Genomic DNA, 228 nt, shown 5'->3' with positions numbered 1-228 from the left:
TTTAACATAATATACATTATGTGCACCGATATAGAATCAGGAAGAACCCAGTTTTAGCGGTCGTCATTTCCCTGGTTATTAAGTTCCTTCTCAAGCGCTGATACCACCACACTGGTCATCTCATCGCTGGATAGCCTGCCACGATTTTTACTCATGATGGTAAATGATTCGCTGAGTCTGTTGCCTGGCCTGCTCAATCCCGGACAGCAACAAAAATACGTTTTGTCA

Source organism: Pantoea sp. UBA5923 (assembly GCF_002431095.1).
GTDB classification, from domain to species: domain Bacteria; phylum Pseudomonadota; class Gammaproteobacteria; order Enterobacterales; family Enterobacteriaceae; genus Pantoea; species Pantoea piersonii.
The sequence above is the reverse complement of the archived record's forward strand: the minus strand, read 5'-3'. Positions refer to the sequence as shown.